Genomic DNA, 25,255 nt, shown 5'->3' with positions numbered 1-25,255 from the left:
GGCGGCTGCAGCGGTTCAGCGGGACAGCGCGAGCAGCACCCGCTCGCCCTCGATGCGCACGGTGTGCGCCCGCACCGAGTTCTGCGGTGCTTCCACGCATTCGCCCGTGCGCAGGTCGAAGTGGTTCTTGTAGAGCGGCGACGCCACCACGACGCGGTCGCCCAGGCTGCCGACGAGCCCGCGAGAGAGCACGCTGGCGCCGGACTGCGGATCGACGTTGTCGATGGCGTGGAACTGCCCCTGGCCCACGCGGAAGACTGCGACATGGCGGCCCTCCACCAAGGCGCAGACCCCGGTGGCGGGAACGATGTCGCTGACGGCGCAGATGTCGTGGAAGTGAGAGGTTTCGGTGCTCATGGCGGCGTGGCTGTCGGTGGCGATGTCGATGGCTTCGTGCAATGCGGCGGTCGAGAGCGTCATGCGGCCGCCTCCGCTTCGGCCACGGCGGGACCGCGTTCGTCGGCGCGGGCCGGGCGGATCTGGCCGCGCTCGTTCACGAACACGATGTGCTCGTCCGGCTGGCTGCTGTTGACGAAGGTGCGGAAGCGCTGGCGCACGGCGGGGTCGGTCACGGCGGTCTTCCATTCGCACTGGTAGGTGTCGACCACATGCTGCATCTGGGCCTCCAGTTCGGCAGCCAGGCCCAGCGTGTCGTTCACCACCACGCCCTTCAGGTAGTCCAGCCCGCCCTCCAGGTTGTCGCGCCAGGTGCTGGTGCGCTGCAGGCGGTCGGCCGTGCGCACGTAGAACATCAGGAAGCGGTCCACCAGCTGCACCAGCTGCTCCTTGGACAGGTCGGACGCCAGCAGCTCGGCGTGGCGCGGCTTCATGCCGCCGTTGCCGCAGACGTAGAGGTTCCAGCCCTTCTCGGTGGCGATGATGCCCACGTCCTTGCCCTGCGCCTCGGCGCATTCGCGGGTACAGCCCGAGACGCCGAACTTGATCTTGTGCGGTGCGCGCAGGCCCTTGTAGCGGTTCTCCAGCTCCACGGCCAGCCCCACGCTGTCGCCCACGCCGTAACGGCACCAGGTCGATCCGACGCAGCTCTTCACGGTGCGCAGCGACTTGCCGTAGGCGTGGCCCGACTCGAAGCCGGCGGCGATGAGTTCTTCCCAGATCAGCGGCAGTTGCTCGACGCGTGCGCCGAACAGGTCCACGCGCTGGCCGCCCGTCACCTTGGTGTAGAGGCCGTACTTCTTGGCCACCTGGCCCACGGCGATCAGGCCGTCGGGCGTGACTTCGCCGCCCGCCATGCGCGGCACGACGGAATAGGTGCCGTCCTTCTGGATGTTGCCGAGGAAGTAGTCGTTGCTGTCCTGCAGGCTGGCGAGTTGGGGCTTCAGCACGAACTCGTTCCAGACCGACGCGAAGATGTTGGCCGCGACCGGCTTGCACACGTCGCAGCCCAGGCCACGGCCATGCCGGGCCAGCAGGTCGTCGAAGGTCTTGATCTCGCCCACGCGAACGAGGTGGAAGAGTTCCTGGCGCGAATACGGGAAGTGCTCGCACAGGTGGTTGTTCACCGCCATGCCGCGTTTGGCCATCTCGGCCTTCATCACCTGGGTGACCAGCGGCACGCAGCCGCCGCAGGTGGCGCCGGCCTTGGTGCAGGCCTTCATCTCGGCGATGGTGCAGGCGCCGTCGCCCACGGCCGAGCAGATCTGGCCCTTGCTCACGTTGTTGCACGAGCAGATCTGGGCGGTGTCGGGCAGCGCCTCCACGCCCAGGCCCGGCTTGGCCTTGCCGTCGCTGGAAGGGAGGATCAGGAATTCGGGCTCGTCGGGCAGGGCAATGCCGTTGAGCGCCATCTGCAGCAGCGTGCCGTACTCGTCGGCATTGCCCACCAGCACGGCGCCCAGCAGCGTCTTGCCGTCTTCGCTCACCACGATCTTCTTGTAGATCTGCTTGCGCTCGTCGATGTACTGGTAGCTGCGGCAGTGCGGCGTCTTGCCTTGCGCGTCGCCGATGCTGGCCACGTCCACGCCCATCAGCTTGAGCTTGGTGCTCATGTCGGCGCCGGCAAAGGCCGCATCGCCCTGGCCGGCGATGTGGCGCGCCACCACGCGGGCCATGTCGTAGCCCGGTGCCACCAGGCCGAAGAGCTGTTCGTTCCACGACGCGCATTCGCCGATGGCGTAGATGTCGCGGTCGCTGCTGCGGCAGTGGTCGTCCACCGCCACGCCGCCGCGCGGCCCCAGGGCCAGCGCACACTGGCGGGCCAGCTCGTCACGCGGGCGGATACCGGCGGAGAACACGATCATGTCGGTCTCCAGATGGGTGCCGTCGGCAAACACCATGCGGTGGCGCGCCATGGCGCCGTCGGTGATCTCCACCGTGTTGCGGCTGGTGTGCACGTGCACGCCCAGCGCCTCGATCTTGCTGCGCAGCACCCGGCCGCCGCCGTCGTCCACCTGAACGGTCATCAGCCGCGGCGCGAACTCGACCACATGCGTCTCCAGGCCCAGGTCGCGCAGCGCCTTGGCGCATTCCAGGCCCAGCAGGCCGCCGCCCACCACCACGCCGGTCTTGGAATGGGCGCCGCTGGCCTGCATGCCTTCCAGGTCTTCGATGGTGCGGTAGACGAAGCAATGCGGCCGGTCCCGCCCCGGCACCTGCGGCACGAACGGCACCGAGCCGGTGGCCAGGATCAGCTTGTCGTAGTGCAGCACCTCGCCGTCCAGCGTGGTGACGGTGTTGTTGCGCCGCTCGATGGAGGCGGCCCGTGCGGCGAGCCGCAGCGTGAAGCCGCTGCGCTCGAAGAAGCCAGGCTCCACCACCGACAGCTGGTCCGCCGTCTTGCCGGAGAAGAATTCGGACAGGTGCACCCGGTCGTAGGCCGGACGCCGCTCTTCGCACAGCACAGTCACCTCTGCGGCAACCTTCAACTGCTCCAGTTCTTCCAGGAGCTTGTGGCCGACCATGCCATGGCCTACAACGATGATTTTCATGGGTTGATCCTGCAATTCCACGGCGGGCGGGGGAGTGCAGGTCTGCGTGCCGCGCATCGATGAGTGGATGCGGCGCGTGACATGGGCCCCCGCGAGACGCGGGCGTAAGTCGGTTGGGAACGGCCGATGGCGGGTGCGGCTGGGCTGCCGCAAGGCCATCGGGTTCCGCCGTCGTTGGCGGAGGCTGTTGAGCCGGCGGCGGCACTGCCGCAGGCGTCGTCGTGGACTGAGCACGATCCGTGCCTGGGCTTCGGTGCCGCAGTCCCAGCGTAGGTCAGGCAGAGCGCGCCCCAGTCCGGGGCGCAGAGTGCAGCAATGCACCAATTGGGGGTGCGGCGTGCCCTGTCGCCGCAGCGTGCCGGTGACGCCGCGTTGCGCCCCGCAGTGCTGTGTCGTCCGTCCTACCGACAACGATGTGGCTCGCTGCAGTCGGTGCCTCGCCCCGCAGGGAAGCCGGCCTGCCCGCTGGCGCACGGTTTCTGCGGGGCAGCATCCTCACGTGGGCGTCGTGACCCTGACCTGGGGGAATGGCGCGCCCGAAGTCGCTTTCGGTGACGCGGCTTGCAGGGTGGACTGCAGAGCGACTGTGTCGTTCACAAAGGGCTTCGGGTCAGATCGCGTAAATGGGGCCGGTGTGCCCCAAGCGGGTCTCACCGGCGCGGTCCATCATGGTGCAAAGCGCTCCCCCGGCGCGGGCCAGGGGGTGTACGGAAAACAGAGGGGCGTGCTTGTGGGGCCGGTGCGACGGGCTTGGCGCGTTCTTTCCCAACGTCTCCGCCCGCGGCACCCGTCAGGCGATTCCACGATGCCTGTGCCCGACCCGAGGAGAAGCCCCACGGCAGCCGGTCGGGCTCAGGTGCCACGGGGGAAGCTGCGCTTGCTTCTCCCCGGGCACCGCGCTTTAGGGCCTTGCGGGCCTACCGCAAGGCAGGCGAGCTGCCCGGAACTCAGCTGTCCTTGCGCGCGTTGCGGCGGCGGGCAAAGAAAGCGCCCAGCGCACCGAGCGCACCCGACGCGATCAGCAGGCCAGTGCCCTCCAGTGCAGGGACTTGCTTGATATCGGTCGGAACCCGTGCGGTCAGGGTCGCCGTGGCTTGCTTGCCGGTGCCGGAGTAGGTGGAAGTCGACTCGAAACCGACCTTCGCGGTGTTGGTCACCGTTTGCCCATCCGTCACCTTGTCGGACAACTTTCCGGACACCGTGAACACCACCGTGGCACCGGCAGCCATCGCACCTCGGTTGACTGCCTGGATGCTGCCGGTCCCGCTGGCCGCAGGACATCCGGCCCCAGCGCAGGTCCAGCTGACGTTGGTGATGTCGGCGGGTACGGTGTCTTCGAACCGGACGTTGCCGGCAGGAACTTCGAAGGCCGAGCGGTTGGTGTAGGTGATTTTGTAAGACACGTCAGAGCCACGTTCGGCCGGCGTGGGGCTCTGCAAGGTCTTGGCCACGTCCATATCGGCAGTCACCCGCGCAGTCACGGTGGCGGTGGATTGCTTCTCGGCGCCAGAGTAGGAGGAAGTGGGTTCGAAGCTGACCTTTGCGGTGTTGGCAATGGTCTGCCCATCCGTCACGTTCCGGGACAACTGGCCGGACACCGTGAACACCACGGTGCCACCGGCAGCTATCGGGCCAGCGTTGACTGTCTGGATGCTGCCGTTTCCGCTGGCGGCAGGGCACCCCGTCCCGGCGCAGGTCCAGCCGACGTTCGTGATCTCGGCGGGTACGGTGTCTTCGAACCGGATGTTGCCCGCAGGCATTTCGAAGCCCGAGCGGTTGGTGTAGGTGATTCTGAAAGAGACATTGGAGCCACGCGCGGCCGGGGTCGGGCTTTGCAAGGTCTTGGCCACGTCCATCTCGGCAGTTACCCGCGCAGTCACGGTGGCGGTGGATTGCTTCTCGGTGCCAGAGTAGGAGGAAGCGGGTTCGAAGCTGACCTTTGCGGTATTGGCGATGGTCTGCCCATCCGTCACGTTCCTGGACAACTGGCCGGACACCGTGAACACCACGGTGCCACCGGCAGCTATCGGGCCAGCGTTGACTCTCTGGATGCTGCCGTTTCCGCTGGCGGCAGGGCACCCCGTCCCGGCGCAAGTCCAGCTGACGTTCGTGATCTCTGCGGGTACGGCGTCTTCGAACCGGATGTTGCCCGCAGGCATTTCGAAGGCCGAGCGGTTGGTGTAGGTGATCTCAAAAGACACATTGGAGCCACGCGCGGCCGGGGTGGGGGTCTGCAAGGTCTTGGCCACGTCCATATCGGCAGTCACCTGCGTGGAGAAGCTGACGCTGGATTCCTTCTCGGGGCCGGAGTAGGGCGAATTGGGTACGAAGCTGACCTTCGCGGTATTTGTGATCGTTTGCCCATCCGCCACGTTCCGGGACAGCCGCCCGGTAATGTCGAAGCGGATAAGTTCACCGGCCTGCAGGGAGCCCTGGTTGACTCCCTGGATGTTGCCGTTTCCGCTGGGGGCAGGGCACGCGTTCCCGCTACACGTCCAACTGACGTTCTCGATCTCCGCAGGCACGATATCCTCATACTGGATGTTCCCTGCAGTGATCTCGAAGTTCGAGACGTTGGCGTAGCTGACGGAGTAAGACACGGTCGAGCCACGCGCGGCCGGGTCGGAGGACGTCAACCGCTTGGCCACGTCAACTTCGGTCAGTACGTCCAGCACCTGACCCCGCACCTCGTGGACATTGGTGTCAAGCCCGGTCGCTGAACCGAAACCCACGCGGACGTTGTTGGGAGCCGCGTAGGGGAAGGACACGTTGTCGAACATCTTGGTGGCCACGCCGTTGCGGATCAACGTGACCGTGATGTTGTAGCCCACCGTAGCCGGCTGTAACGACACCTGCACCTTGGTGGCCGCAGGGCGGGCGGTGGCCCGGGGAAAGTCGATGCCGGAGGCGTATTTCTTGGTGGCAACCATCGGGTAGTTGCTGCCCTCCGGCCCGCGGATCACGACGCTGTCGACGTACTGGGAACGGGTGTTTGCTTGGTCATTGAATCTGCAGACCTTCACGTCTCGGTCGTAAGGGCCTGAAAAGTTGCCGTATTCATCCAGACCGATGGCCAGGTAGGCCCCGGAACCTCCGCAGTAACCCAGCGAGCCTCCGCTCCGCGCGCCGGCCATGTCCTTGTCGGCGTCGTACAGGAAAGCCACGAGGCCGTCGGCGCCGGTTCCGCCCCAGGACACGTATTCGAATTCGAAATACACCGGTACGTTGGAGGCCAAGGCCTGCGACGATCCGGTCAGCAGTGCCCGGCCGGTCTGGCTGGTGGCCAAGGGATTGAGCCGAAGCCAACCTTGTCCTTCGGGATCGATATTGGGTGCCGTCAGCCGCGAATTGCCCGTGATGGTCCAATTCGGAGCGGTGCTGTTGTTGAAACCTTCGCGAACGGCTGAATGCCCGATCGACGCGGTTAGCGCCAGGGAGAGAGCGCCGAGCTTGATTAATCGGCGTAGTGAAAATTGGAACATTCGATTCCTCGGTGGTTGACGCTGCGTGCGGGAGGGGCGTTGGTCATAGCGACAAACTCACCGAAAATTTTATTGAGTAACTTTATCTATCGTTAGTGAACAATTGTTAACTGGAGATATTTCTTCGCCGTGCTGTGGGTGGGGGATCTCACGGCTGAAAGCGAATTTTTTGTCAATGGGAAAAATGCGAATTCACTGCCTGATCGTGTGGCTATTGGTTGTGGGATAAGGATTTTTAAAGTGACCAGTCAGGCACATGAAAACCAGGCGCTGAAACAAAAACGCGATAAAGCAATAAGGCTAAGAAGCGATAAAGAGATATTGAGATAAAGACATAACCAAGGGCCGGCGAGGCAGGAGCCAGGGATGACGGCATGGAAGTGGAGAAGCCGAAGAGCGAAGCAGCCTGGGCCTGTAGCCGCCCCGGCAGTGGCACGGCGCAACCGCGATTCCTGGGTGGTTGGAACGGGCTGCATCCGCCGCCCAGTCGCCTGCGCTCGTGGTTCGCCCTGAACCCCAGACGGGGCCTCAGGGCTGGTCGCCCGGTGTCGTGTGCAGGCGCCTGCCGGGCTTCTCCCCTGGGGCCGAACCTGCGTCAGCACACCGCGCTCAGCCCAGTACCGCCACACCCTTCACCTGCGCCCACAGCGTTCGCCCGGGCGCCAGCTCCAACGTACGCGCGGAGCGGAGCGTGATCCGGGCCAGCAGCGATGTGCCTGAAGCGTCGAGCGCCACCATCACCTGGCCCGGGCCGTCCTCCTGCAACGCGGTGACCCGAACCGCCACGGCATTCAGGATGCTGCTGCCCTGCGGCAGGGCCAGCGCCAGGCTGACGTCGCGGGCCTGCACCCTCAGCCGAAGCGACTGGCCGGGCTGCCGGTGCCCTGCCGAGGCAAACTGCAGCTGCCCGCCTGAAAAGCCCACGGTGATCAGCTGGTCTGTGGCGTCGTGCGACAGCACCGTGCCGGCGACCACGGTCGCCGCTGTGTCGCCGTGGGCCAGCGGCAGGTCCAGCCGTGCCAGCAGGTCGGCCGTGGGCCCGGCGGCTTCTACCCTTCCGGCGCGCAGCAGCACCAGGTGGGCCGCCAGCCGGGCCACTTCATCCTGCGCATGGCTGACATAGATCACGGGAATGTCGAGCCCGCGCTGCAATGCCTCCAGGTACGGCATCACTTCGGCTTTGCGCTGGGCGTCCAGGGCGGCCAGCGGTTCGTCCATCAGCAGCACGCGTGGGCTGGCGGCAAGGGCCCGCGCGATGGCAACGCGCTGCCGCTCGCCACCCGACAGGGTCTCTGGCCGGCGCTCCATCAGGGCACCGATCCCGAGCAGCGCAACGGCCTGGTCCAGCGCGACGGCGCGGCGCGCCGCAGGCAGCCGGCGCAGGCCGTAGTCGATGTTGCCGCGCACGGTCAGGTGCGGAAAGAGGCTGGCTTCCTGGAAGACGTAGCCCAGGCCGCGCCGGTGGGTGGGCAGCCAGAGGCCACGGGCATCGTCCTGCCACACTTCGCCATTGACCACGACGAGGCCCTGCGCCCGGTCCAGCCCGGCCAGGGATCGCAGGCAGCTGGTCTTGCCGCAACCCGACGGGCCGAACAGCGCAGTGATGCCGCGACCGGGCAGCGCCAGCGTCACGTCCAGCGTGAAGTCGGCGCGCTCAAGCCGTAGCTGCGCATCGATCGAGGGGGCCGCCTGCGATGGACTCATGGGCTTTTGCGCTCCGGCTGCCACCATTGCAGCGCCAGCAGCACGGTGAACGAGAACGCCACCATGCCACCGGCCAGCCAGTGGGCCTGCGCATATTCAAGGGCTTCGACATGGTCGTAGATCTGCACCGACACCACCCGTGTGACACCGGGGATGTTGCCCCCCAGCATCAACACGACGCCGAACTCGCCCACGGTGTGCGCAAAGCTCAGGATGCCGGCGGTGATGAAGCCCGGCCGGGCCAGCGGCAGCACGATGGTGAAGAACCGGTCCACCGGGCCTGCACCGAGGGTGGCCGCCACCTCCAGCGGGCGTGCGCCCAGCGTTTCGAAGGCCCGTTGCAGGGGTTGCACGGCAAAAGGCAGCGAGTAGGCCACCGAGCCCACGACCAGCCCCGCGAAGGTGAACGGCAGGGTGCCCAGGCCCATCGACTGGGTGAGCGCGCCCAGCGGCCCCGCCGGCCCCATCAGGACCAGCAGGTAGAAGCCCAATACCGTGGGGGGCAGCACCAGCGGCAACGCCACCACCGCCGATATCGGACCGCGCCAGCGCGACCGGGTGTGGGCCAGCCACCACGCGAGCGGGGTGCACAGTACCAGCAGCAGCGCGGTCGTCAGGCCCGCCAGCTTCAGCGTCAGGCCGATGGCCGTCCAGCCTTCAGCCGACAGGTGCATGTGCAGGCATGTGAGGGAGGGTGAGCGGCCGCCCGCTCAGAAGGCGTACCCATAGGCGCGGATCACCGCTCGCGCGGGCTCCGAGCGCAGGTAGCCCAGCAACGCGCGGGCCGCGGCATGGCCCTGGCCCTTGTTCAGCAGCACCGCGTCCTGGCGGATCGGCTCGTGCATGTCGGCCGGCACCTGCCACGCCGAGCCGCGTGCGATACGGCCGTTCTCCATCACTTGCGACAGCGCCACGAAACCGAGCGGCGCATTGCCGGTGGCGACGAACTGGTAGGTCTGCGCGATGTTCTCGCCCGTGACCCAGCGGGGTTTGAGCCGGTCGGCGATGCTCATCTTCTCCAGCGTCTGCTGGGCCGCCTTTCCGTACGGCGCGAGCTTCGGGTTGGCGACCGCCAGATGGGCGAAGTCGCCGGTGCGCAGAACCTGGCCCTGTGCGTCGACGTAGCCGGGCTGGGCACTCCAGAGCACCAGCCGGCCCACGGCATAGGTGAAGCGCGAACCCGCCACCGCGCGGCCCTCCTGCTCCAGCCGCTGGGGCGTGGTGTCGTCGGCGGCCAGCAGCACATGGAAGGGCGCGCCGTGGGTGATCTGCGCATAGAACTTGCCGGTGGCGCCCGAAGACAGCGTGACCTGGTGGCCGCTTTCGCGCTCGAAGGCCGCAGCGATCTGCTGCATGGGCGCGATGAAGTTCGCCGCGACCGCGACCGATACCTCGTCCGCATCGGCAGGTGCCGAGAGACAGGCGAGCAGCGCCAGGCCGAGGAGGCCGGAGCGGGCTGTGGAGGGCGGGGGAGCAAAGTGCATGGCTGGCCTGTCGCTATTCCAATGATGAATAGCGAAGTATAGCCAGCGTGCTTTTCGCCAGCGGTTGTGCGCCAGCGGCTGTGCGCCGGGAGACGGTGCCGCCGGGCGACCGGCCGACCGGCCGACCGGGCGACCGGGGGCTGGCAGCGGCATGATCGGGCCATGCAAGAACCACGACTGGCTTTCTCCGAAGCACTCGGCCACGGCATGACCGACCGGCGCATCGACATCCTGCGCCATATCGGCGAGGGCGGCTCCATCTCGCAGGCCGCGCGGCAGGTGGGCGTGAGCTACAAGGCTGCCTGGCAGGCGGTGGACACGCTCACCAACCTGGCGGGTGTGCCCTTGGTCGAGAAGGTGGTGGGCGGATCGGGCGGTGGCGGTGCGCGGCTGACCGATGCGGGCCGCCAGCTGCTGGCCGCAGCCGAGGCGGTGGAGCAGGCCCGGCGAACGGCGCTCGCCCAGGTCGGCTCCGGCCTCCCGCAGGGCAGCCAGGCCGTCGCCCGGCTGGCCGTGCGCACCAGCATGCGCAACCAGTGGCCCTGCGTGGTGGCGTCGATCGAGCGCCACGGCCCGCTGGTGCTGGTGCAGTTGGCGGGCGATGGGCCCGCCAGCCAGGCGCTGGTCGCCCGGGCGCGCATCACGCGCGAGAGCGCCGAGCTGCTGGGCCTGGTGCCCGGCTTGCCGGTGCAGGCCTTGTGCAAGGCCACCGCCGTGCGGGTGGCCGGTGCGGGCGCGGCGGTGGTGCCCGGGGCCAATGCCTGGCCGGGCCGGGTGACGCGCGTGTCTCGCGGCACGGCAGGCGACGAGGTTTCCGCGCAGCTCGACGCAGGCGTGCAGATGGTCGGCTTCGCGCCGCCGGGCAGCGGCCTGCGCAGCCGGGCGCGGGTGGTGTTGCAGGCCGACGAGGCCGCGATGGTGCTGGCCGTGGGGCCTGCGGCGCCGACTGACAGGGTTGGCCCGCATAGCGTTTCTACATAGGCATTTGCCCCATGTCGCGGGCTTGCAGCCCCGACTTACGATGCGCTGCAACATTCCTTCGGGGACTGCGCCCGGGCCCTGCGCCAGGCCGCGGTCACCCCCACCACGGAGCCGCCCCAAGCGCATGAGCGACGTCATTCTCGAAACCCACAGCCTGACCAAAGAGTTCAAGGGCTTTACGGCAGTCAGCGATGTCAACCTGGCCGTGCGGCGGGGTTCGATCCACGCGCTGATCGGGCCCAACGGCGCGGGCAAGACCACCTGCTTCAACCTGCTGACCAAGTTCCTCGAACCCACGTCCGGCACCATCCTCTTCAACGGCCACGACATTACGCGCGAACACCCCGCGCAGATCGCGCGGCGCGGCGTGATCCGCTCGTTCCAGATCTCGGCCGTCTTCCCGCACCTGACGCTGATGGAAAACGTGCGCCTGGGCCTGCAGCGCCAGCTGGGCACCTCGTTCCATTTCTGGCGCAGCGCCAGCACCCTCAGGCAGCTGGACGACCGGGCGATGCAGCTGCTGGCCGAAGTCGGGCTGGAAGACCTGGCCGGCGAGATGACCGTGAACCTGCCCTACGGCCGCAAGCGCGCGCTGGAGATCGCCACCACGCTGGCGATGGAGCCCGAGCTGATGCTGCTCGACGAGCCCACCCAGGGCATGGGCCACGAAGACGTGGACCGTGTCACGCAGCTCATCAAGAAGGTGTCGGCGGGGCGCACCATTCTGATGGTCGAACACAACATGAAAGTCATCTCCACCATCGCCGACTGCATCACGGTGCTGCAGCGCGGCGCCGTGCTGGCAGAAGGTCCGTATGAAGAAGTCTCCCGCAATCCGCAGGTGATGGAAGCCTACATGGGTACCACCGACGGCCAGCTGCAAGGAGCGCACTGATGGCCGCCCCGCGAACCTCTGCCGGCCAGCCCGCCCTGGAAATCCGCAACCTCGAAGCCTGGTATGGCGAGTCGCACGTGCTGCACGGCGTCGACATCGTCGTGCAGCCGGGCGAAGTCGTCACCCTGCTGGGCCGCAACGGCGCCGGCCGCACGTCCACCATGCGGGCGGTGATGGGCCTGACCGGCGCACGCAAGGGCTCGGTGAAGATCGGCGGCGTCGAGACCATCGGCATGCCTACCCACCGCATCGCCCACCTGGGCGTGGGCTACTGCCCGGAAGAGCGCGGCATCTTCTCCAGCCTCTCGTGCGAAGAGAACCTGCTGCTGCCGCCGGTGCTGAAGACCGGCACGCCGGGCATGCCGGTCGAAGAGATCTACGCCATGTTCCCCAACCTGGCCGAGCGCCGCCACAGCCAGGGCACCCGCCTGTCGGGCGGCGAGCAGCAGATGCTGGCCGTGGCGCGCATCCTGCGCACCGGCGCCAAGCTGCTGCTGCTGGACGAGATTTCCGAAGGCCTGGCGCCGGTCATCGTGCAGGCCCTGGCCCGCATGATCATCACGCTGCGCCAGAAGGGCTACACGGTGGTGATGGTGGAGCAGAACTTCCGCTTCGCCGCGCCGCTGGCCGACCGCTTCTACGTCATGGAGCACGGCCGGATCGCCCTGCAGTTCGGCGCGTCCGAGCTGGAAGCGCGCATGCCGGTGCTGAACGAGCTGCTCGGCGTCTGAGCCCGGCGGCCGCGTCATTGATCGAGATACCCCCCGTTCCACAGGAGACAACCCCATGAAGGCACAACTTACCCCACTGGCCCTGGCCCTCGGCATCCTGGGTCTGGCAGCTTCCGGCGCGCAGGCGCAAGACAAGGTCAAGATCGGCTTCATCACCGACATGTCGAGCCTCTATGCCGACGTGGAAGGCAAGAACGGCGCCGTCGCCATCCAGATGGCCATCGATGACTTCGGCGGCAAGGTGCTGGGCATGCCCGTCGAACTCGTCACGGCCGACCACCAGAACAAGGCCGACATCGCCGCCAGCAAAGCCCGCGAGTGGATCGACACGCAGAACCTGACCATGCTGTTCGGCGGAACCAACTCGGGCACGGGCCTGGCCATGGCCAAGGTCGCGCAGGAGAAAAAGCGCGTCTTCGTGGTCAACGGCGCCGGTACCTCGGCCCTGACCAACGAACAGTGCAGCCCCTACACCGTGCACTACGCCTACGACACCGTGGCCCTGGCCAAGGGCACCGGCGGCGCGGTGGTGCAGCAGGGCGGCAAGGACTGGTTCTTCCTGACGGCCGACTACGCCTTCGGCGCGGCGCTGGAAGCCGATACCGCCAAGGTGGTGAAGGAAAAGGGCGGCCGTGTGGTCGGCAGCGTGAAGCACCCGATCAACGCATCGGACTTCTCCTCCTTCCTGCTGCAGGCGCAGAACTCCAAGGCGCAGATCCTGGGCCTGGCCAACGCGGGTGGCGACACCATCAACGCCATCAAGGCCGCCAAGGAATTCGGCATCAACAAGACGATGAAGATGGCGGGCCTGCTGGTGTTCCTCACCGACATCCACAGCCTGGGCCTGAAGAACACCGAGGGCCTGCTGCTGACCACCAGCTGGGACTGGAACCTGGACGACAAGACGCGCGAGTTCGGCCGCAAGTTCTTCGCCAAGACCAAACGCATGCCCACCGACATCCAGGCGGCCGACTACTCCGCCACCATGACCTACCTGAAGGCCGTCGATGCCGCCAAGACGGTCGATGCCGACAAGGTGATGGAAAAGCTGAAGTCCATGCCGATCAACGACTTCTACGCCAAGGGCAGCATCCGCCCCGACGGCCGCTTCGCCCACGACATGTACCTGATGCAGGTCAAGTCGCAGGCCGAATCCAAGGAGCCATGGGACTACTACAAGGTCGTCGCCAAGCTGCCGGCCGACCAGGTCTGGACCACCAAGGCCGAGAGCAAGTGCGCGCTCTGGAAGTAATCCGGGCCGCCACAGAGTAGGCCGTCAAAGAGCAGGCCGGCCGGCGGCATCGCCGGCTGGGCCCCGCGTCGTTCCATCACACCCACCACAAGGCAGGAGACAAGACACCATGCAGAACCCACGCAACCGGCAGTTCAAGCAATTGGCCCTCGCGGCCGCCCTGGGCCTGGCCGCAGCCGGCGCAGCCCAGGCGCAGGACAAGGTGAAGATCGGTTTCATCACCGACATGTCGAGCCTCTATGCCGACGTGGAGGGCAAGAACGGTGCCGTCGCCATCCAGATGGCCATCGACGACTTCGGCGGCAAGGTGCTGGGCATGCCGATCGAACTGCTGACGGCCGACCACCAGAACAAGGCGGACATCGCCGCCAGCAAGGCGCGCGAGTGGATCGACACGCAGGGCCTGACCATGGTCTTCGGCGGCACCAACTCGGGCACCGCGCTGGCCACGGCCAAGGTCGCGCAGGAGAAGAAGCGCGTCTACATCAACAACGGCGCGGCCACGTCGGCCCTGACCAACGAGCAGTGCAGCCCCTACACCGTGCACTACGCCTACGACACCGTCGCGCTGGCCAAGGGCACGGGCGCGGCCATCGTCGACAGCGGCGGCAAGAGCTGGTTCTTCCTGACCGCCGACTACGCCTTCGGCCATGCGCTGGAGGCCGACACCAGCGCGGTGGTGAAGGAGAAGGGCGGCACGGTCGTGGGCTCGGTACGCCACCCGCTCAATGCGTCGGACTTCTCCTCCTTCCTGCTGCAGGCGCAGAACTCCAAGGCCCAGGTGCTGGGCCTGGCCAACGCCGGCGGCGACACGGTCAACTCCATCAAGGCCGCCAAGGAATTCGGCATCGGCAAGAGCATGAAGCTCGCCGGCCTGCTGATCTTCTTCAGCGACATCCACAGCCTGGGCCTGCGCAACACCGAAGGCCTGCAGTTCACCACCAGCTGGTACTGGGACATGAACGACGAGACGCGCAAGTTCGCCGACCGCTTCATGGAAAAGACCAAGCGCCGCCCGACCGAGATCCAGGCGGCCGACTACTCGGCCACCATGAACTACCTGAAGGCGGTGGAAGCCGCCAAGTCCATCGAGGCCGACAAGGTCATGGAAACCTGGCGCGGCATGAAGATGAACGACTTCTTCAGCTCCGGCACGCTGCGCGCCGACGGCCGGTACGTCCACGACATGTACCTGATGCAGGTCAAGTCGCCCAGCGAGTCCAAGGGCGCGTGGGACTACTACAAGCTCATCAAGAAGCTGCCGGGCGAACAGGTCTTCACCACCAAGGCCGAAAGCAAGTGCGCACTGTGGAAGTGAACGCGGCTGGCAGCGCCTGCCAGCGGGGCGCGCGCACGGGCTGCCGTGCGGCACCTCGCCGGCGCGGCGCCTGCCGCCGCTGATGCCTCCGCTGCCAGCGCCCCGCGCTGCCTCGCTCTCCGTTTCGCCCACCTGACCTGACCTCTCTCCTCACCACGCGCGTCACCCCATGGAAATCTTCGGTGTCTCCCTGCCGGCCTTGCTGAGCCAGCTCCTGCTGGGGCTGGTCAACGGCTCGTTCTACGCCATCCTCAGCCTGGGGCTGGCGGTGATCTTCGGCCTGCTCAACGTGATCAACTTCGCGCACGGAGCGCTGTTCATGCTGGGCGCCTTGCTCACCTGGATGGGCATGACCTACCTGGGGCTGAACTACTGGGTGATGCTGGTGGCGGCGCCCCTGGTGGTGGGGCTGCTGGGCGTGGTCATCGAGCGGCTGCTGCTGCGCTGGATCTACAAGCTCGACCATCTCTACGGCCTGCTGCTCACCCTCGGGCTCACGCTGCTGATCGAAGGCGTGTTCCGCTCCATCTACGGCGTCTCCGGCCTGGGCTACGACACGCCCGAGCTGCTGGAAGGTGCCACCAACCTCGGCTTCATGATCCTGCCCAACTACCGCGCCTGGGTGGTGGTGGCCTCCATCGTGGTGTGCGTTGCCACCTGGTACGTCATCGAGAAGACCAAGCTCGGCGCCTACCTGCGCGCCGGCACCGAGAACCCGCGCCTGGTCGAAGCCTTCGGCATCAACGTGCCGGTGATGATCACGCTCACCTACGCCTTCGGCGCGGCGCTGGCCGCCTTCGCCGGTGTGCTGGCGGCGCCCGTCTACCAGGTCACGCCGCTCATGGGCCAGAACCTCATCATCGTGGTGTTCGCGGTGGTGGTGATCGGCGGCATGGGCTCGATCATGGGCTCCATCCTCACCGGCCTCGGCCTGGGTGTGATCGAGGGGTTCACCAAGGTCTTCTATCCGGAGGCGTCTTCCACCGTGGTGTTCGTCATCATGGTCATCGTCCTGCTCATCCGTCCCGCCGGCCTCTTCGGCAAAGAGAAGTGAAAAGAACAGAGGCCATCGCATGAACCAAAAGAACCTCACCACCATCGGCTACGGCCTGCTGCTCGTCGGCCTCGTGGCCGCCCCCTTCTTCGGCGCGTACCCCGTCTTCGTGATGAAGCTCATGTGCTTCGCGCTGTTCGCATCCGCCTTCAACCTGCTGCTGGGCTACACGGGCATGCTGTCTTTCGGGCATGCCGCCTTCCTGGGCGGCTCCGCCTACGTCACCGGCCACGTGGTCAAGGCCTGGGGCGCCACGCCGGAGCTGGGCCTGCTGGCGGGCCTGCTGTCCGGCGCGCTGCTGGGCCTGGTGATGGGCTTCTTCGCCATCCGCCGCCAGGGCATCTACTCCACGATGATCACCCTGGCGCTGGCGCAGATGCTGTTCTTCGCCTGCCTGCAGGCGCCCTTCACGGGCGGCGAGGACGGCCTGCAGGGCGTGCCGCGCGGCAAGCTCTTCGGCGTGATCGACCTGGCCAGCGACCTGACCATGTATTACGTGGCGCTGGTGGTCGTGGTCGTGGCCTTCCTGGTCATCGTGCGCACCATCCACTCGCCCTTCGGCCAGGTGCTCAAGGGCATCAAGGAAAACGAGCCGCGCGCCATTTCGCTGGGCTACGACACCAACCGCTTTAAGCTGCTGGCCTTCGTCATCTCGGCGGCCATCGCCGGCCTGGCCGGTGCGCTCAAGACGCTGGTGCTGGGTTTTGCCACGCTGTCCGACGTGCACTGGTCGTCGTCCGGCCACGTGGTGCTGATGACGCTGGTGGGGGGCTTGGGCACGCTCAGCGGCCCGCTGGTGGGCTCGGCCGTGGTGGTGCTGCTGGAAAACAAGATCGGCGAGCTGGGCAACCTGCTGGCTGCGCTCAGCGGGGTCGAATGGTTCCGCACGCTGGGCGAGTCGGTCACCATCGTCACCGGGCTGATCTTCGTGGTCTGCGTGCTGGCCTTCCGCCGCGGCATCATGGGCGAGATCATCGCGTGGCTGGACCGCCGCCGTGCGGCCCGCAGCCAGCGGCCCGGGCCGGGGGCGCACTGACCGCGTCACCCTGAATTCAGGGTCAAAAAGGCCTCTGGCGCTTGATGTGACTGGGTATGTTGCTATAAAAAACATAGCATAGAAGGCGCTGCGGCAAGGCCCCGCAGGCGCCGGACGGCTGTCTCGAACGCCTTCCGCCTGGGCGCAATGCCTTCGCGGATGGGCAGTTCAACCCAGTTCCAGCCGCCGCGCGTAGCCCGTCATCTCCAGGTAGCCCTGGCCGACCGCATGGCCGCTGGCGTCCGACAGCCGGCTCAGGCCCTCCCAGTACACGGCCCCGGTGGAACCCCGGCTGTCCAGTTCCTGGTCGTCCAGCACTGCCTGCACGGTGAAGCGCCCGCGCGGCGTGGCCACCTGCCATTCGACCGGATAGCGTGCGCCGGTCACGCCGCTTTGCCAGTGGCGCAGCGGCGTGAAGCTCACGTCGCCTGCGCCGAAGACCGTGGGCGCTGCATCCCCCGCCGCCCGCCACGAACCGCCGGCCCAGAGCGCGCTGCCGTCGGCACGCCGCAGCCGGAAGGCCGTGAGCGCGGCGCCGCTCTGAAGGTTCATGCCGATCCAGTCCCAGCCTACGGCGTCGGGATGCATCAGCGCCTCGCTCCATTCATGGTCGAGCCAGGCGCTGCGGTCCTGCGGCGCACTGCGCTCGTCCACCGCCATGCGCCGGCCGTCCAGCGTGATGTGTCCGCCCACCGCCAGCTGCGGCTGGCTGTAGTAGTGGCTCGCCTGCGAAGGCTCGGGCCCCTTGCGCGACAGGCCGGCGCTGCCTTGCAGCAGCAGCGGCTGGGTGGTGTCGAACGTCAGGTCCAGCGCGAACTGCGCGCCCTGCACGCGGGCGGTGTAGCGGCTGGTGCCCGGCGCGCTGCCATCCGCACGCACCAGCGACCAGTCGCGCAGCCGCACGTCGGTGTCCCGCTCCGCCGCCTCGGCAATGCCGAAGCCGGTCCGGGCGATGCGCTGGTCGTGGTGCAGCTTGCGGCCCTGCACATCGGTCAGTGCCGCATGCCCGAACACCAGCTGCCGCGCGGCAAAGGCGGACTGCATGCCCTGCGCCGCATCCACGCGCGAGCGGAAGAACGTCACCTGGAAACCCCAGCGCCGCCCGCCCGCCAAGGCCTGGCCGGTGATGTACCACCACTCCGTGCGCAGATCCGGGTGGCTGCCGTGGTCGCGCGGGAAGGCCAGCGGCCGCGGTGCCAAGGCCCAGGCGTTCCGCAACGGCTGCATCCAGCCCGTCGCGCTGCCGCCCGCACCCAGCGCGGCCAGCAGCCAGCGTCGCCGGTCGGTCCCGGCGGGCGTTGCACCGGGCAGGTGCTTGGGCAGCAAGAATGGGCCAGGCATCGCCAGACGCCTCAGGCCAGCAGGGCCTGCACGCGCGCACCCGCTGCCGCGCAGCAGCCCATGCGCGCCTGCACCCAGGCCTCGTCGTAATACGTCGGCAGGTAGCGCTCGCCGGAATCGCACAGCAGCGACAGGATCGAGCCTGCCCGCCCCTCTTCGCGCATCTCGCGCGCCAGCCGCAGCATCGCCAAGAAATTGGTGCCCGTGGACGGGCCCACGCGCCGCCCCAGCAGCTGCGACAGCGCGCGCATGGCGGCGATCGAATCGTCGTCCGCCACTTCTTCCATGCGGTCCACCAGCGTGCGGATGAAGCTCGGCTCCACCCGGGGCCGGCCGATGCCCTCGATGCGCGAGCCCGGCGCGGTCAGGGTGTCCACGCCCGTGCGGTGGTAGGCACTGAACACCGAGCCCGCCGGGTCGGCCACGCACACCTGCGTGGCGTGGCGCTGGTAGCGCACATAGCGGCCGATGGTCGCGCTGGTGCCACCGGTGCCTGCACCGACGACGATCCAGCGCGGCACGGCATGCCGCTCATGCGCCATCTGCGTGAACATGCTCTCGGCGATGTTGTTGTTGCCCCGCCAGTCGGTCGCGCGCTCGGCATAGGTGAACTGGTCCATGTAGTGACCCCCCGTCTCCGCCGCCACGGCGCGAGCCGCCTCGTACACCTCGCCTGCACTGTCCACGAAGTGGCAGCGCCCGCCGTAGAACTCGATCAGCGCGATCTTCTCGGCCGAGGTGCTGCGCGGCATCACCGCGACGAAGGGCAGCCCCAGCAGGCGGGCGAAGTAGGCTTCGCTCACCGCCGTGGAGCCGCTCGACGACTCCACAATGGTCGAGCCCTCGTTGATCCAGCCATTGCACAGCGCATAGAGGAACAGCGAGCGCGCCAGCCGGTGCTTGAGGCTGCCGGTGGGGTGGGTGGATTCGTCCTTCAGGTACAGGTCGATGCCGGCAGCGGCGTAACCGGGCAGGGGCAGCGGGATCAGGTGCGTGTCGGCGCTGCGGTGGTAGTCGGCTTCGATGCGGGCGATGGCGCAGGGGAGCCACGGGCTGGATGAGGTCATGCGTGGATTGTCGTGCGGGGCGATGGGTTGCACCGGGTGCGTCGCCGGGAATCGTCATTCCCGGGCACGCACCCCCATCGGTGCCCTGGGGACTGTCGTGCGTGGGGGCGGCGGCTGCAGCGTTCCTGCGGCACGGCTACCAATCTTCCTTCACGGCCATCACCGCATCCTTGCCCGCAGCGGCCCGGCCGGCCAGCCAGGCGGTCACCGTACCCGCCATCACCACCGCGGCCGCCAATGCCAGCAACCGTTCTGCCGGCAGCCGCATCTCCATCGTCCAGTGAAAGCTCTGCGGATTCACCACATGCACCAGCACCAGGGACACGGCCAGGCCCAGCAGGGTGCCGGCCACGGCGCCGATGGCCGTCCAGGCGGCGCCTTCGCCCGCCACCACGGCCAGCACCTGCCTGCGAGTCAGGCCCAGGTGGGCCAGCAGTCCGAACTCCTTGCGCCGCGCCAGCACCTGCGCGCTGAAGCTGGCGGCCACGCCGAAGAGGCCGATGCCGATGGCCACGGCCTGCAGCCAGTAGGTGACGGCAAAGCTGCGGTCGAAGATGCCGAGGGACCGTTCGCGGATGGTGGCGGCAGAGCTGAATTCGAGTGCAGCATGGCCCTCTGCCGCGTCCGCCGCTGCACTGCCGGCAGGGCGTCGATCAGCGGCGGCGGAATCGGGCTGCCGCGCCAACGCCGTGATCGCGTCCCGCAACGCCGCCTCGCTGGCGCCAGGCGACGGCCAGAGGGCCAGGTCGGTGGTGCGCGCGTCGCCCGTCAGCCGGATGAAGTCGGCCCGGTCGAGCGTGACCGCGCCGAACTGGCGCACATAGTCGCGCCACACGCCTGCTATGAAAAATGGAGCTGCCTGTGCTGAATCCACCTGCGCCAACGGCCTGAAAGCCTTGGAAAGCGCAGGCCAGTCCATGCCGGGCTGCACGCCGTAGAGCTGCACGATGGCCTCGCTCACGTAGACCCCCACGCGCCCGGCGGGCACGGGCAGGGCGGCGCCGACCAGCGGCAGGGCCTGCGCCGCATCGGCGCCCGTGCCCAGGCCCTGGCGGGCCAGCAGCGCGACGGCCGGACGGGTCGGCTCCAGCAGCAGGCTGGCCACGCGCAGCGGCTGCACGCGCTCCACGCCGGGCAGTCGGGCGACGGACTCGGCAAAGCCGGCGGGGAAGGTCGCCGTGGCGTCGTCGCCCGCCGAGCCGGGGCTGGCGAGGCGCACATAGAGCGGCGCGGGCAGCACGGCGTCCAGCCATTCGATCACCGAGCCGCGAAAGCTTGACACCATCACCGTCAGCGCGACGGCCAGGCTGAGGGATGCGACCACGCCGCCCACGGCGACGGCGGCGGTGCCACGCATGCGGCGGGCACGCTCCAGCGCCAGCAGCGGCAGCGGGTGGCTGAACGCGCGGCGCTGCACCAGCGGCTGCAGGGCGTCGAGCAGCACTTGCACCGTCCACGGCAGCAGGGCGATGCCGCCCACCAGCAGCAGGCCCACGGCGGCATAGGCGGCCAGCGGCATGCCGAAGACCGGGGGCGCATAGGCCAGCACCGCCGCGCCGCCGATCAGCCCCAGGCCGATGGCGCCGCCCCGGCCGCCCGGACTGCCCTGGCCGCCCAGGCCCTTGAGCGTCTGCGCGGGCGGCAGCTGCTGCGCCTGCCGCGCCGGCCACCAGCCGCCGGCCAGCGCGGCGGCCACGCCCAGCGCGCCGTACACGGCAGCGGCCGTGGCGCTCCACTGCAGCGTGGGCTGCACGCCCGCAAAATAGCCGCCGCCCAGGTCGCCGCCCAGCACCCGCAATGCCAGGGCGGCCAGCCCCGTGCCCAGCGCCAGGCCGCATACGCTGCCCAAGACGCCCAGCGCGGCCGACTCGGTCAGCACCAGCGCCAGCCGCTGGCGCGGTGTGGCGCCCAGCACGGCCAGCAGGGCGAACTGCGGCGCGCGCTGCGCCACGCTGAGGGCCAGCACCGAGAACACGAGGAACGCGCCGGTGAAGAGCGCCACCAGCGCCAGCACGGTCAGGTTGACGCGATAGGCGCGCGACAGGTTGCTCACCCGCTGCGCGGCGTCGCCCGGCTCGGCCACGACCACGCCGGCCGGCCATCCAGGGAGGGCCTGCAGCTCCCGCTCCACCGCGCTGCGCTGCGCGCCGGGGCGCAGTTGCAGGTCGATGCGGCTGAGCTGTCCGCCGCGCCCGAACAGGTCTTGCGCGGCGCCGATGTCCATCACCGCCAGCGGCGCGCCGGCGGCTGCGACCGTGCCGGCCACCTGCACGGTGTAGGTCTGCAGGCCGGCTTGCAGCGTGAGTGTGTGCAATGGGCGCGGCGCAGTGGCCGGGTCGGGGCCCGCAGGCGCGGTGGCGGGATCGGCCAGGCCCAGCGCCTGCAGCGCGGCGGCATTCAGGAAGACGGTGGCTGGCGACAGCATGGCGAGCCGTGGCGCGTCGGCGGCGGGGCGCGGCATCAGGGCCGGGGCCACGGCGGGCAGCGTGAGTGCGTCCGCCCCGACGATGCGCAGCGTGACCGGGGTGACCGGGGCCACCGGGGTGACAGGGGTGACAGGGGTGACCGGGCCGGTCGCCTGGCCCTGGGCGCCATCGCCCGGGCGCCTCCGGACTGACTGCGCGCCCTGCACGGCCTGCACGGTCAGCTCCAGCCAGGGGCTGGCCAGCGCCACCTGCGGGTGCGCGGCGGCGGTGGCGTAGAGCGCCTCGGACAGCGGGCCCTGGGCGGCGCGCAGTTCCAGGTCGGGCTGGCCGTTGACCGTCCGCACGGCCTGGGAAAATTCGTCCAGTGCCGACGCGTTGATGACGTGTACCGCGAAGCCCAGCGCCACGCCCAGCATCACTGCGACCACGGCGGCGGCGCTGCGCCAGGGGTGGTGGCGCAGCTCACGCCAGGAGAAAGTGCGCAGCAGGGCAAGCATGCGGTCATTGTGACCGGCCGGCGCGGTGCGAACGGGCAGGGCCGCGGGATGGCCGCCGCCGCTTGTCAGGCGCGCGGTTCGACCGATGCGCCGTCAGCGCTCAAACGCAGCACCCGGTCGGCCAGCGCGGCGGCCGTTTGCGAATGCGTCACCAGCACCAGCGCCGCGCCTTGCTCGCGGGTCTGCGCCAGCAGCAGCTCCATGACGCGCGCGGCGGTGCCCGGGTCCAGGTTGCCGGTGGGCTCGTCGGCCAGCAGCAGGGCGGGGCGGTGTACCAGCGCGCGGGCGATGGCCACGCGCTGCAGCTGCCCGCCGCTCAGTTGCTGCGGCAGGCGCGACCCGAGGCCTTGCAGGCCGACGGCGTCCAGCATCTGGCCCACGCGGGCGGGGTCGTCCTGGCCGAGCAGCATCAGCGGCAGGGCCACGTTCTGGGCCACGTCCAGGTGCGGCAGCACATGGAAGGCCTGGAACACGAAGCCCACCTGCCGGCGCCGCCACAGCGCGCGCCGGGTGTCGTCCAGCAGGCTCAGGTCGGTGTCGCCCTGGAGGATGCGGCCCTCGTCCCAGGTGTCCAGCCCCGCCAGGCAGTTGAGCAGCGTGGATTTGCCCACGCCCGAATCGCCCACGATGGCGACGAACTCGCCGCGCTGCACCTGCAGATCGACCTGGCGGAAGACGGATGCGTCGCCATAGCGTTTGCCCAGGCCGCTCACGCGGAGGACGGGGGTGCCGGCAGGATCGCGCGGCAGGGGGGCGGCACCGGTCATGTCGCGGGCCCTTCCGCGAGCAGCGCCCGCACCCGGCGCACCAGCGTGGCCGTGGCGTCGGGCGCATCGCAGGCCACGGCCTGGCGCTGCGGCATGCTGCGCAGCCAGGTGATCTGCCGCTTGGCCAACTGCCGGGTGGCGGCCACGCCGCGTTCGCGCAGGTCGGCGGCGGGCAGCTGTCCGGTGGCGGCTTCCACGTCCAGCGCCTCCCAGGCCTGGCGGTAGCCCACGCAGCGCATCGACGGCAGGTCGGGGTGCAGGTCGCCACGGGCGCGCAGACCGCGCACCTCGTCGATGAAACCGGCCTGCAGCATGGCGTCGAAGCGCTGGGCGATGCGGGCATGGAGCCAGGCGCGGTCCTCCGGTTCCAAGGAAAAGAGCGTGATCGCGCCCGATCCGTCTGGGCCTGTTGCTATCTTTTTGGTAGTGTGAAAGTGCGAAAGCGGCAGGCCCGAGACATGCCACACCTCCAATGCGCGCTGGATGCGCTGGCTGTCGGCCGGTGCCAGGCGGGCCGCGGTGGCAGGGTCGACGCGGGCCAGCTCGGCATGCATGCCGGGCCAGCCGATCTCGGCGGCCTGGGCTTCCAGCCGGGCGCGCACGGCGGGGTCGGCGGGCGGCATGTCGTCGATGCCGTCGATGAGCGCCTTGAAGTACAGCATGGTGCCGCCCACCAGCAGCGGCAGGGCGCCGCGGGCGCGGATCTCGCCGATCAGGCGCTGCGCGTCGGCCACGAATTCGGCCGCGCTGTAGGCCTGCAGCGGGTCGCGGATGTCGATCAGGTGGTGCGGCACGCTGGCCTGTTCGGCGGTGCTGGGCTTGGCGGTGCCGATGTCCATGCCGCGATAGACCAGCGCCGAATCGACGCTGATGATCTCCACCGGCAGGGCGGGTGCCAGCGCCTGGGCGATGGCGAGCGCGCCGGCCGTCTTGCCCGAGGCGGTGGGGCCGGCGAGGGCGAGGGCGGGGAGCGTGGCGTCAGCGCGCTGCATGCAGGCCTCCGGCGAAGCGCGGCACCAGCGTCCACGCGATGGCGGCCAGCAGCGCCGCCCAGAAGGCAATGCCCTGCACCAGCGGCCAGACGCTGCCGCCCGGTTGTGCGCCCAGCCAGGCGCCCACCCCGAAGGCGGCCAGCATCATCATGAAACCATTGAGTGCCGAGGCCACGCCCGCGGCCTGCGGGAACGGCCCCACGGCGCCGCTCTGTCCGCAGGGCTGGTGGATGCCGTGGCCCAGCATGAAGAGATAGAACGGCAGCAGCAGCGCCCAGGGCGACGGCCAGCCCGCCAGCGCGTAGAGCAGCAGTCCGCAGCCGCCGGCGGCGCTCAGCGCCCCGGCCAGTGCCACGGTGCGCACCAGCCCCAGGCGCGCCAGCAGCCGCCGGCACAGCAGCGTGCCCAGCAAGTAGGCCAGCGCGGTGGAGAGCAGCGCCATGCCATAGGCCGTGCGGGACAGCCCCAGCACGTCGATGAAGGCAAACGACGAGGCCGCCAGAAAGGTGAACAGCCCGCCGTAGCTGGCGGTGGTCAGCAGCGAGAACGCCCAGAACGTGGGCGTGCCGAGAACGTGGGCCCAGGTGCGGGCCAGGGTTAGCGGATGCAGCGCGCGCGGGTTGCGCCGCTGCAGGGTCTCGGGCAGGCGCAGCGCGATCAGGGCGAGCGTGCCGATGGCATAGACGGTCAGCACCAGCAGCGCGGCGCGCCAGCCCAGCCATTCGGTCAACAGGCCGCCCAGCGGCGCGCACAGGCAGGCGACCAGGCCCAGCCCGGTCAGCGCCTTCGACATGGCGCGGGCGCCGGCCAGCGGCGCGTAAAGGTCGCGCACGATGGCGCGGGCGCACATCACCACCGCGCCCATGGCCGCGCCCTGCGCGGTGCGCCAGACCACCAGCAGGTCCATGGAGGGCGCGAAGGCGCTGCCCACCGAAGCGACCGTGTAGGCCGCCAGACCGGCCAGCAGAACGGGACGGCGGCCGAACCGGTCCGACAGCGGCCCCCACACCAGCTGCGAGATGCCGAAGGCCAGCAGCAGCGCGCTCAAGGTGAGGTGGGCGGAGGAGACGCTCGCGCCCAGGCTGCGCGTGAGCGCGGGCAGGGCGGGCAGGTACAGGTCGGTGGTGACGGGCTGAATGCTCAGCAGCAGGGCCAGCACGACGACGGCCAGGCCGGGTGACAGGGCCGTGCTCGGCAAGGGCTCCGACCCGGGGGCGGCGGAGGATGCGGACATGGTGCGGTCGAGGGTAACAGAGAGCGGCGCAGCGGGAGAGCACGGG

At 69.0% G+C, this 25,255-nt stretch carries 19 protein-coding genes; 7 read left to right on the top strand and 12 right to left on the bottom strand.

The features are described 5' to 3' along the window. Window positions 1–15: 15 nt before the first annotated feature. The 6 genes from nirD to modA form a co-directional block, all read right to left on the bottom strand. Window positions 16–357 carry a nitrite reductase small subunit NirD gene (nirD, locus tag ASF94_RS11130; RefSeq protein ID WP_056667165.1) on the bottom strand — a complete coding sequence of 114 codons (342 nt, stop codon included), beginning with the start codon at window positions 355–357 and terminating at the stop codon, window positions 16–18. Window positions 358–416: 59 nt separating this feature from the next. Further along, window positions 417–2,948, bottom strand: a complete 2,532-nt coding sequence (gene nirB / locus ASF94_RS11125; RefSeq protein ID WP_056665897.1) for a nitrite reductase large subunit NirB — start codon at window positions 2,946–2,948, stop codon at window positions 417–419. A gap of 947 nt (window positions 2,949–3,895) precedes the next feature. Further along, entirely contained in the window at window positions 3,896–6,430 is a 2,535-nt protein-coding gene (locus ASF94_RS11120) for a DUF11 domain-containing protein (RefSeq protein WP_082493183.1), read from the bottom strand. A gap of 609 nt (window positions 6,431–7,039) precedes the next feature. Then, window positions 7,040–8,134 carry a molybdenum ABC transporter ATP-binding protein gene (gene modC / locus ASF94_RS11115; RefSeq protein WP_200933063.1) on the bottom strand — a complete coding sequence of 365 codons (1,095 nt, stop codon included), beginning with the start codon at window positions 8,132–8,134 and terminating at the stop codon, window positions 7,040–7,042. Further along, entirely contained in the window at window positions 8,131–8,808 is a 678-nt protein-coding gene (gene modB / locus ASF94_RS11110; protein ID WP_056665888.1) for a molybdate ABC transporter permease subunit, read from the bottom strand. The genes modC and modB overlap by 4 nt, the downstream gene beginning before the upstream one ends. Before the next feature lie 36 nt (window positions 8,809–8,844). Beyond that, on the bottom strand, window positions 8,845–9,618 hold the full coding sequence (modA, locus tag ASF94_RS11105; RefSeq protein WP_056665885.1) for a molybdate ABC transporter substrate-binding protein: 774 nt from the start codon (window positions 9,616–9,618) through the stop codon (window positions 8,845–8,847). A 162-nt stretch (window positions 9,619–9,780) separates the two neighbouring features. Here modA and ASF94_RS11100 point away from each other — a divergent pair, with 162 nt between their 5' ends. From ASF94_RS11100 to ASF94_RS11070, 7 genes are all read left to right on the top strand, one after another. Then, entirely contained in the window at window positions 9,781–10,599 is an 819-nt protein-coding gene (locus ASF94_RS11100) for a TOBE domain-containing protein (RefSeq protein ID WP_056665882.1), read from the top strand. Window positions 10,600–10,723: 124 nt separating this feature from the next. Beyond that, window positions 10,724–11,494 carry an ABC transporter ATP-binding protein gene (locus tag ASF94_RS11095; RefSeq protein WP_056665879.1) on the top strand — a complete coding sequence of 257 codons (771 nt, stop codon included), beginning with the start codon at window positions 10,724–10,726 and terminating at the stop codon, window positions 11,492–11,494. Then, window positions 11,494–12,225, top strand: a complete 732-nt coding sequence (locus ASF94_RS11090) for an ABC transporter ATP-binding protein (protein WP_056665876.1) — start codon at window positions 11,494–11,496, stop codon at window positions 12,223–12,225. Before ASF94_RS11095 ends, ASF94_RS11090 begins: the two co-directional genes overlap by 1 nt. 55 nt (window positions 12,226–12,280) lie before the next feature. Then, window positions 12,281–13,477, top strand: a complete 1,197-nt coding sequence (locus ASF94_RS11085; RefSeq protein WP_056665874.1) for an ABC transporter substrate-binding protein — start codon at window positions 12,281–12,283, stop codon at window positions 13,475–13,477. 109 nt (window positions 13,478–13,586) lie between these two features. Beyond that, a complete protein-coding gene (locus ASF94_RS11080; RefSeq protein WP_056665871.1) occupies window positions 13,587–14,795 on the top strand; it encodes an ABC transporter substrate-binding protein in 1,209 nt (402 codons plus the stop codon). A 169-nt stretch (window positions 14,796–14,964) separates the two neighbouring features. Then, window positions 14,965–15,849 (top strand): branched-chain amino acid ABC transporter permease, encoded by an 885-nt coding sequence (locus tag ASF94_RS11075; RefSeq protein ID WP_056665868.1) that lies wholly within the window; start codon window positions 14,965–14,967, stop codon window positions 15,847–15,849. A gap of 19 nt (window positions 15,850–15,868) precedes the next feature. Beyond that, complete coding sequence (locus ASF94_RS11070) at window positions 15,869–16,885, top strand: branched-chain amino acid ABC transporter permease (protein WP_056665865.1); 1,017 nt, start codon at window positions 15,869–15,871, stop codon at window positions 16,883–16,885. A gap of 168 nt (window positions 16,886–17,053) precedes the next feature. On the opposite strand, the gene ASF94_RS11065 is transcribed toward ASF94_RS11070, so the two are convergent. From ASF94_RS11065 to ASF94_RS11040, 6 genes are all read right to left on the bottom strand, one after another. Next, window positions 17,054–18,226 (bottom strand): carotenoid 1,2-hydratase, encoded by a 1,173-nt coding sequence (locus ASF94_RS11065; RefSeq protein WP_082493182.1) that lies wholly within the window; start codon window positions 18,224–18,226, stop codon window positions 17,054–17,056. 11 nt (window positions 18,227–18,237) lie between these two features. Further along, the gene (locus ASF94_RS11060) at window positions 18,238–19,293 is read right to left on the bottom strand and encodes a PLP-dependent cysteine synthase family protein (RefSeq protein ID WP_056665862.1); all 1,056 of its coding nucleotides are present in this window, start codon (window positions 19,291–19,293) and stop codon (window positions 18,238–18,240) included. Between the two features lie 136 nt (window positions 19,294–19,429). Further along, complete coding sequence (locus ASF94_RS11055) at window positions 19,430–22,216, bottom strand: ABC transporter permease (protein WP_056665859.1); 2,787 nt, start codon at window positions 22,214–22,216, stop codon at window positions 19,430–19,432. A 65-nt stretch (window positions 22,217–22,281) separates the two neighbouring features. Beyond that, entirely contained in the window at window positions 22,282–22,983 is a 702-nt protein-coding gene (locus ASF94_RS11050; RefSeq protein ID WP_056665856.1) for an ABC transporter ATP-binding protein, read from the bottom strand. Next, a complete protein-coding gene (miaA, locus tag ASF94_RS11045) occupies window positions 22,980–23,975 on the bottom strand; it encodes a tRNA (adenosine(37)-N6)-dimethylallyltransferase MiaA (RefSeq protein ID WP_056665854.1) in 996 nt (331 codons plus the stop codon). The genes ASF94_RS11050 and miaA overlap by 4 nt, the downstream gene beginning before the upstream one ends. Continuing rightward, window positions 23,962–25,209 (bottom strand): multidrug effflux MFS transporter, encoded by a 1,248-nt coding sequence (locus tag ASF94_RS11040; protein ID WP_056665851.1) that lies wholly within the window; start codon window positions 25,207–25,209, stop codon window positions 23,962–23,964. The genes miaA and ASF94_RS11040 overlap by 14 nt, the downstream gene beginning before the upstream one ends. Window positions 25,210–25,255 lie beyond the last annotated feature (46 nt).

The organism is Acidovorax sp. Leaf160 (assembly GCF_001424265.1).
Classification (GTDB): Bacteria; Pseudomonadota; Gammaproteobacteria; order Burkholderiales; family Burkholderiaceae_C; genus Paracidovorax.
Note: the sequence above shows the minus strand (reverse complement) of the source record. Positions and strands in the feature narration are given on the sequence as shown.